Source organism: Lysobacter defluvii IMMIB APB-9 = DSM 18482 (assembly GCF_000423325.1).
In the GTDB taxonomy this organism is placed as follows: domain Bacteria; phylum Pseudomonadota; class Gammaproteobacteria; order Xanthomonadales; family Xanthomonadaceae; genus Novilysobacter; species Novilysobacter defluvii.
Genome location: NZ_AUHT01000006.1, coordinates 408,626 through 416,024, shown reverse-complemented (window position 1 = coordinate 416,024; position 7,399 = coordinate 408,626). Strand labels below are relative to the sequence as shown.

The window sequence follows — 7,399 nt, the reverse complement described above, 5'->3', positions numbered from 1 at the left end:
TTCTAACGCCGCCAGCGCCGATGGCTGCACGTTCTCGTAGTCAATCAGCACATAGTTGGTGCGCAAACGAGATACTCTCCTTGGCTGCTAACACCAAGTAGCTGTAAAAGTTGCCGGATAGCGCCTACAGCTCACTGCCCCCGGCACCACATGGAAGCAAGGGACTAGTCGCTAGATCAGCCACTTGCGCGATCCCGTCCCCACGGCCGACTGACCCCCCTGCCGGCAAGTGTGGCAATTTTCCAGTGCTATGTCTTATCACCCAAAAAGTCAGGTGATATCCGACTCGCCAACGCGCCCAGCTACCATGCGCCTCCCCTCCAGCGCCGCGCCCATCAATGCACTTCATCCTCCTCAGCGCCCTCTGCAGCGTCTCGGTAGCCGTCCTGCTCAAGCTCGCGCCGCGCTGGCGCTTGGACATGCCGCAGTTGGTGATGTGGAACTACCTGGCGGCGGGCACGCTGTGCTGGTTCCTCCTGTCGCCGCCGCTGCACTCCCTTACCCAGCCGAGCACGCCGTGGTGGGCGCTCGCCGGCCTGGCGCTGGTCATGCCTTCCCTCTTCCTGGTGCTCGCCGCGAGCGTTCGCGTCGCGGGCATCGTGCGCACCGATGTCGCGCAGCGCCTGTCGCTGCTGCTTTCGCTCGTGGCCGCGTTCACCCTCTTTGGTGAACAGGCATCCACGCTCAAGCTGCTGGGGCTCGCCCTCGGCCTGGCTGCCATTGCAGGGATCGTGGTCCGGCCGGACCGCGGCGGTCCCTCCCCTGCTGGCGGCGGCAACGCGCTTTGCCTGCTGCTGGTCATCTGGGCTGGATTCGCGCTCGTCGACGTAATGCTGAAGCTGGTGGCGCAGTCCGGGACGGCTTCGATCGCGTCGCTGCAGGTGGTGTTCGTGGCCGCCTTCCTGTTGATGCTCGGCTGGCAGCTGGTGCGCCACTGGCGTGGCCAAGTCGAGCTGGATGGGCGCAACCTGGCCGGGGGGCTGGCGCTGGGGGTGCTCAACTTCGGCAACATCCTCTTCTACGTGTGGGCCCACCAGGCGCTGCCAGACAGCCCCGCGGTGGTGTTCGCGGCCATGAACATCGGGGTGGTGGTGCTGGGCACGGTGGTCGGGGTGTTCGCCTTCGGCGAGAAGACCGGGCGCTGGAACCGGCTGGCCATCGTGCTGGCGGTGGTGGCGATCGCGCTGATCGCGCTGGCGCCCTGAGGGTGACCGGCACCTCCGCGGCATTGCACGTGGCAAACCGTGTAGCACATGCGTGGTACATTCCCCGAAGGCACGGTCTTCGGAGCCAGTCATGAGCACCACCACCATCCGTCTTCCTGCAGAGCTCAAGGCCCGTGTTGCCGAGGCGGCGAGACAGGCCGGCACCACTTCGCACGGTTTCATCCTGGAGGCTATCGCGGAGAAGACTGAGCTCGTAGCCCGCCAGGCGGAATTCCACGCAGTGGCGGACCGGCGCTACGCCGAGTTCCTCGAGTCCGGCAAAAGCGTTCCGTGGGCCGAGGCGCGCGCCTGGCTCAAGGGCCGTGTGGCACGCAAAGCGGTGGAGCGGCCACGGGCCAGCGAGCTGGACCCCTGAGGTGACGCGCATCAGGTTGGCGCCCGGGGTGATCGATGATCTCGACCGCATCGTGGAGCACCTGGAGCTGCACGAAGCCGGTGACGTGCACGAACGGACCGGACAGATCATCAGCGCCTTCGACGTACTGTCCGACAACCCGCTCATCGGCCGGCCCGCCGGCGACGACAAGCGTGAGCTTCTGATCGGCCGGGGCACCCGGGGATACGTGGCGCTGTATCGCTACATCCCGCTGGTGGACACGGCACTGATCCTGGCCGTGCGGGCGCAGCGCGAGGCCGGCTACCGCTAAGAGTCCGCCCCCACCTCCGGCATACTTGCGCGCAGTCCACGCAAGGCAGCAGGCAATGAAGGTCGTCGAGGTCTCCCATCCGCTGGTCCAGCACAAGCTCGGCTTGATGCGCAAGGCCGAGAACAGCACCAAGACCTTCCGCGAGCTGTCGGCGGAGGTCGCCACGCTGCTGACCTACGAGGCAACGTCGGACCTGGAGACCGAAGAGGTCGAGACCGCCGGCTGGGCCGGGCCGGTGCGGGTGCGGCGGATCAAGGGCCGCAAGATCACGCTGGTGCCGATCCTGCGCGCGGGCATCGGGATGCTGCCGGGGGTGCTGGAGCTGGTCCCGGCGGCCAAGGTCAGTGCGGTCGGCTTCGTGCGCGACGAGGAAACCCTGCAGCCGACCGCGTACCTGGAACGGCTGGTCGGCAACATGGAGGACCGCATCGCGCTGATCCTCGATCCGATGCTGGCCACCGGCGGCACGCTGATCGCCACGGTCGACATGCTCAAGGCTGCCGGCGCCACGCGCATCAAGGGGCTGTTCCTGGTCGCGGCACCGGAGGGGCTGCGCGCGGTGGAGGCGGTGCATCCGGACGTGGAGATCTACACCGCCGCGGTGGACGAGCGGCTGGACGAGCACGGGTACATCCACCCGGGGCTGGGGGATGCGGGGGACAAGATCTTCGGGACGCGGGCGGACTGACGGCGGCATCGTGAAGCACGCGCTGCCTGCAAGGCGCGGCTGGACCCGGGTAGTTGCCGCGACGCTGCTCTCCACGCTCGCCCTGCCCGCTTGGGCAGCCGACGCCTGCCCCCGCGACAGCCGCCTGGCCGACTACCCGCCAATGGTCAGCCTGCGGGTCGACAACGACCTGTTCGCCGGCCGGGACGAGGGCTACACCAGCGGCGTCGGCCTGACCCTGGTCTCGCCGAACCTGCGCGACTACGTCGACGACCCCTGCCTCCCCGCCCCTGCGCGGCTGGTCAACCGCTATCTGGAATGGCTGCAGCCGGAGGGCTTCGAGCAGCAGAACATGGTCGTCACCGTCGGCCAGGGCATCTTCACCCCCGGGGACGGCACCCGCCGCGACCTGATCGTCGACGACCGGCCGTACGCCGGGGCGCTGCTGGTGGGCTTCGGCTACAACGCGCGGCAGGACAACCGGCTGCGCACCACGCAGCTGCTGATCGGCATGGTCGGCCCGGCCTCGCTGGCGGAGAAGACCCAGCGCCTGATCCACAAGTTCACCGGCTCGGACAACTTCGAGGGTTGGGACCACCAGCTGCACAACGAGCCGGTGCTCAACCTGGTGCACGAGCGCCTTTGGCGTTCGGAAGTGCGCCCGGTTGGCGGAGGCTCGCTCCAGTGGGATGCCATCAGCCACGCCGGTGGCGCGATCGGCAACCTCCACACGCTCGCCAACACTGGTCTGGAGCTGCGCCTGGGCCACCGCCTGCCGGACGACTTCGGCTCCAGCCCGGTACGCCCCGCCGGCAGCAACACCGCCCCGACGCGGACCGGGCCGGAGCTGTCCGGCTGGTCCTGGAATGCCTACATCGCGATCGACGCCCGCTGGGTACTGCGCGACATGACGCTGGACGGCAACACCTTCCGCAGCAGCCACAGCGTCGACCGCGAGCCGCTGGTGGGCGAGGCGGCGGTCGGGTTCGCGGTGACCCGGGGGCGCACCCGCTTCGCGCTGGCGCGCTACTTCCGCACCCGCGAGTTCAAGGGGCAGGACGAGCGGCCGTCGTACGGCAGCTTCACCATCACCCACGCGTTCTGAGGGGCGCCCTCAGCCGATGCCCGCAAGCCGCGCCAGCGCCGCCGTCCCCGCGCCCACGACCACCACGCCCAGGAACGGCACCCGCAGCCACAACGCAATGCCCGAGGCCAGCAGCGCGAGCACGCGCGCGTCCACCGCGAGGCCCTGCCCCGCGCTGAAGGTATTCATGGCCGTGAGCGAGGCCAGCAGGCCGATGGTCAGGGTGCCGGCCACTCGGGTCATGCGCGGGCTTTCCAGCCAGCGCGCCGGCACCAGGTAGCCGGACAGCTTGGTCGCGTAGGCGGCCAGGCTGGCGAGCAGGATCCAGGCCCACATGGACATCAGGCGCGCCCCGCCTGCTGACCGTCCACGACGCCCGCGCCGTCCGCGTGCTCACCGCCGCGCTCGTAGTCGGCCGGATCCACGTCCGGCTCCAGCCCCTCGTCGGCCGGGCCGCGCCCGAACCAGCCCCACAGCGCCGCGACGACGGCCGCCACCAGGATCGGCACCCCCGGCGGTGTCAGCGGTAGCGCAAGCATCGTCACCAGTGCACAGACCACCGCGACGGCAGCCGCGTCTCTCGCACGCAGCCGTGGCCACAGCAGTCCGAGGAACGCAGCCACCGCGGCGCCATCCAGCCCCCAACGGCCCGGGTCGCCCATCGCATCGCCAAGGACCGCACCGATCGCCGTGAACAGGTTCCAGAGGACGAACACACCCAGCCCCGCGGTCCAGAACCCGCGCCGTTGCTCGCCTGGATCCAGCTGCCCGCCGGCCGTGGCGGCGGACTCGTCGATGGTGACCTGCGCGGCAACGAACCTGCGCCATCCGGATGGCCTGAGCATCCGGTTCATCTGCATGCCGTAGACCGCGTTGCGCACGCCCAGCAGCGTCGCCGCACCAAAGGCGGCAGAACCCGCGCCGCCCCCCGCCACCACCCCGATGAAGGCGAACTGCGAGCCGCCGGTGAACATCAGCAGGCTCAGGGCCATCGTCTGCCAGACGTCGAGCCCCGAGGCGACGCTGAGTGCGCCGAACGACAGGCCATACAGCCCCGTCGCCATGGCGATCGAGAGGCCGATCTTCACGGCGGGGGACAGGCGCAGGTGCATCGCCAGGATTGTGCCCGTCGCCTCCCGGGAGATGAAGATGCCGTCGGCCAGCCGCCCGACCGGGCACGGCGCTTTAACCCCGCGGGGCGCAGTCTGGCCGTTCGCAAGGAGTACCCCTATGTCCGAATCCAACCGAGTGGTCCTGATCGGCGGCCACGGCAAGGTCGGCCTGCTGGCGGCCGGTACGCTGGGCGCGGCGGGCTTTGCCGTCGACTCGATCATCCGCAACCCCGACCACGCCGACGACGTGCGCGAGGCCGGCGGCAACCCGGTCGTGCTCGACATCGAGTCCGCCGACGTCGATGCGCTGGCCCGGGCCTTTGAAGGCGCGAAGGCGGTGGTGTTCTCGGCTGGTGCCGGCGGCGGTGATCCGAAACGCACCCATGCCGTCGACTACGAGGCGGCCGTCCGCGCCATGAAGGCCGCCGAGCGGGCCGGCGTCCGCCGCTTCGTGATGGTGTCCTACGCCGGGGCCGACCGGCACGTGCACGAACTGGACCCGTCCGATCCGTTCTACCCGTACGCCAGGGCCAAGCACGACGCCGACGCCGAGCTGCGCAAAACCGGCCTAGACTACACCATCCTTGGCCCCGCCCTGCTCACGCTGGAGCCGGCAAGCGGGAAGATCATGCGGGCCGAGGAAGGCGGCGAAGACTACCCCGAGGAGCGGCGCGTGACCTCGCGGGCGAACGTCGCCGAGGTCATCGCCCACGTGGTCCGCACCGGCGAGGCCAGCCGCCAGACGGTGAACTTCTACGACGGGGAAACCCCGATCGCCGACCTGATCGGCCAGGCATGACCGGAAGGCCCCCGCCGGTCTGGCGGGGGCCGGCGTCACTCAGTCCTGGTCGACCGCCTTGATCATGTCCTCGATGACCTTCTTCGCATCGCCGAAGACCATCATCGTCTTGTCCATGTAGAACAGCTCGTTGTCGAGTCCGGCGTACCCGGCCGCCATGGAGCGCTTGTTCACGATCACGGTCTTCGCCTTGTACGCCTCCAGGATCGGCATGCCGGCGATCGGGGACCCCGGATCCTTGGCGGCGGGGTTGACCACGTCGTTGGCCCCGAGCACCAGCACCACGTCGGCCTGCCCGAATTCGCTGTTGATGTCGTCCATCTCGACCACCTGGTCGTAGGGCACCTCCGCCTCGGCCAGCAGGACGTTCATGTGCCCCGGCATGCGGCCGGCCACCGGGTGGATCGCGTAGCGGACCGTCACGCCGGCGTCGGCGAGCTTCTCGGTCAGTTCCTTCAGGGCGTGCTGGGCACGTGCGACCGCCAGGCCGTAGCCGGGAACGATGATGACCGTCTCGGCGTTGGCCATGAGGAACGAGGCGTCCTCGGCCGAACCCGACTTGACGTTGCGCTGCTGCTGCCCGCCCTCGCCCGCCGTGGCGCCGGCGCCACCGCCGAACCCGCCCAGGATGACGCTGAAGAACGAGCGGTTCATCGCCTTGCACATGATGTACGACAGGATCGCGCCCGAGCTGCCGACCAGCGAGCCGGCGATGATCAGCATCGAGTTGTTCAACGAGAACCCGATCCCCGCGGCGGCCCAGCCGGAGTAGCTGTTGAGCATCGACACCACCACCGGCATGTCGGCGCCGCCGATCGGGATGATGATCAGGACCCCGAGCACGAACGCGATGGCCGCCATCGCGATGAACGGCTCCCATTGCTGGGTGAGCGCGAAGGCGATCCCGAGCCCGATCATCGCGACCGCCAGCGCCAGGTTCAGCAGGTGCTGGCCGGGGAAGACCACCGGCGCGCCCTGGAACAGGCGGAACCGGAACTTGCCCGCCAGCTTGCCGAAGGCGATCACCGAACCGGAGAAGGTGATCGCGCCGACCGCGGTGCCGATGAACAGCTCGAGCTTGTTACCCAGCGGGATCGGCTCGCCCTCGCCGCCGACGATGCCGAATGCCCACGGCTCCGCCACCGCGGCCACGGCGATGAACACCGCCGCCAGGCCGATCAGCGAGTGCATCGCGGCGACCAGCTCCGGCAGGCGCGTCATCTCCACCTTCTTCGCCAGCAGCGTGCCGATGGCGCCGCCGACCACCACGCCCAGCAGCACCAGCCACAGCCCAAGGCCGCCCCCGTCGGAAACCGCCGCGGGATCCGCCGCGGCATCCGCCTGCAGCTTCAGGATCAGCATCACGGTGGTGGCGACGGCGATCGCCATGCCGCCCATGCCGAACAGGTTGCCCCGCCGCGCGGTCGAGGGATGCGACAGCCCCTTCAGGGCCTGGATGAAGCACACCGACGCCGCCAGGTAGAGCAGCGTCACCAGGTTCATGCTGACGAAACCGAGGCTCATCGCCCGCCCTCCCCGCTGCCTTCGGCGTCGGACCGGGCGGGCCGCGCCCGCGGCTCCTTCTTGCGGAACATCCGGAGCATCCGCTGGGTGACCAGGAAGCCGCCGAACACGTTGACGGCCGCGAGCATGACGGCCAGCGTGCCCATCGTCTGCCCGAGCGCGCCCTCGGTGAGCGCGGCGGCGAGCATCGCGCCGACGATCACGATCGCCGAGATCGCATTGGTGACCGCCATGAGCGGGGTGTGCAGGGCCGGCGTCACGGTCCACACCACGTGGTAGCCCACGTAGATCGCCAGCACGAAGATGATCAGGTTGATGACGGCGGGGCCGACTTCCATCG

General features: G+C 69.3%; 10 protein-coding genes. 6 read left to right on the top strand and 4 right to left on the bottom strand.

The genetic code is table 11. The features are described 5' to 3' along the window. Window positions 1-338 precede the first annotated feature (338 nt). From G545_RS0106450 to G545_RS0106430, 5 genes are all read left to right on the top strand, one after another. Window positions 339-1,205, top strand: coding sequence for an EamA family transporter (locus G545_RS0106450; RefSeq protein WP_027069665.1), 867 nt, complete (start codon window positions 339-341; stop codon window positions 1,203-1,205). Window positions 1,206-1,296: 91 nt separating this feature from the next. Beyond that, window positions 1,297-1,581 carry a type II toxin -antitoxin system TacA 1-like antitoxin gene (locus G545_RS0106445; RefSeq protein WP_027069664.1) on the top strand — a complete coding sequence of 95 codons (285 nt, stop codon included), beginning with the start codon at window positions 1,297-1,299 and terminating at the stop codon, window positions 1,579-1,581. 1 nt (window position 1,582) lies between these two features. Next, window positions 1,583-1,873: a type II toxin-antitoxin system RelE/ParE family toxin gene (locus G545_RS0106440; RefSeq protein WP_027069663.1), complete on the top strand. Its 291-nt coding sequence runs from the start codon at window positions 1,583-1,585 to the stop codon at window positions 1,871-1,873. Window positions 1,874-1,928: 55 nt separating this feature from the next. Next, entirely contained in the window at window positions 1,929-2,561 is a 633-nt protein-coding gene (upp, locus tag G545_RS0106435) for a uracil phosphoribosyltransferase (RefSeq protein WP_027069662.1), read from the top strand. Window positions 2,562-2,571: 10 nt separating this feature from the next. Then, window positions 2,572-3,645: a lipid A deacylase LpxR family protein gene (locus tag G545_RS0106430; protein ID WP_231553169.1), complete on the top strand. Its 1,074-nt coding sequence runs from the start codon at window positions 2,572-2,574 to the stop codon at window positions 3,643-3,645. 9 nt (window positions 3,646-3,654) lie between these two features. Here the strand turns inward: G545_RS0106430 and G545_RS0106425 are convergent, their stop codons facing one another. Both G545_RS0106425 and G545_RS13870 read right to left on the bottom strand, forming a co-directional pair. Continuing rightward, entirely contained in the window at window positions 3,655-3,966 is a 312-nt protein-coding gene (locus G545_RS0106425) for an AzlD domain-containing protein (RefSeq protein WP_027069660.1), read from the bottom strand. Next, entirely contained in the window at window positions 3,966-4,736 is a 771-nt protein-coding gene (locus G545_RS13870) for an AzlC family ABC transporter permease (RefSeq protein ID WP_036136326.1), read from the bottom strand. The genes G545_RS0106425 and G545_RS13870 overlap by 1 nt, the downstream gene beginning before the upstream one ends. 118 nt (window positions 4,737-4,854) lie before the next feature. Here G545_RS13870 and G545_RS0106415 point away from each other — a divergent pair, with 118 nt between their 5' ends. Beyond that, window positions 4,855-5,535 carry an SDR family oxidoreductase gene (locus G545_RS0106415; RefSeq protein WP_027069659.1) on the top strand — a complete coding sequence of 227 codons (681 nt, stop codon included), beginning with the start codon at window positions 4,855-4,857 and terminating at the stop codon, window positions 5,533-5,535. 39 nt (window positions 5,536-5,574) lie between these two features. On the opposite strand, the gene G545_RS0106410 is transcribed toward G545_RS0106415, so the two are convergent. Together G545_RS0106410 and G545_RS0106405 are read right to left on the bottom strand one after the other, a co-directional pair. Then, window positions 5,575-7,059 (bottom strand): NAD(P)(+) transhydrogenase (Re/Si-specific) subunit beta, encoded by a 1,485-nt coding sequence (locus tag G545_RS0106410; protein ID WP_036136324.1) that lies wholly within the window; start codon window positions 7,057-7,059, stop codon window positions 5,575-5,577. Continuing rightward, window positions 7,056-7,397, bottom strand: coding sequence for an NAD(P) transhydrogenase subunit alpha (locus G545_RS0106405; RefSeq protein ID WP_027069657.1), 342 nt, complete (start codon window positions 7,395-7,397; stop codon window positions 7,056-7,058). Before G545_RS0106405 ends, G545_RS0106410 begins: the two co-directional genes overlap by 4 nt. Window positions 7,398-7,399 lie beyond the last annotated feature (2 nt).

Coding starts and splice junctions, on each gene's coding strand:
- G545_RS0106415 (WP_027069659.1), top strand. CDS start 4,855: ATGTCCGAATCCAACCGAGTGGTCCTGATCGGCGGCCACGGCAAGGTC.
- G545_RS0106405 (WP_027069657.1), bottom strand. CDS start 7,397: ATGGAAGTCGGCCCCGCCGTCATCAACCTGATCATCTTCGTGCTGGCG.
- G545_RS0106445 (WP_027069664.1), top strand. CDS start 1,297: ATGAGCACCACCACCATCCGTCTTCCTGCAGAGCTCAAGGCCCGTGTT.
- G545_RS0106410 (WP_036136324.1), bottom strand. CDS start 7,059: ATGAGCCTCGGTTTCGTCAGCATGAACCTGGTGACGCTGCTCTACCTG.
- G545_RS0106450 (WP_027069665.1), top strand. CDS start 339: ATGCACTTCATCCTCCTCAGCGCCCTCTGCAGCGTCTCGGTAGCCGTC.
- G545_RS13870 (WP_036136326.1), bottom strand. CDS start 4,736: ATGCACCTGCGCCTGTCCCCCGCCGTGAAGATCGGCCTCTCGATCGCC.
- upp (WP_027069662.1), top strand. CDS start 1,929: ATGAAGGTCGTCGAGGTCTCCCATCCGCTGGTCCAGCACAAGCTCGGC.
- G545_RS0106425 (WP_027069660.1), bottom strand. CDS start 3,966: ATGTCCATGTGGGCCTGGATCCTGCTCGCCAGCCTGGCCGCCTACGCG.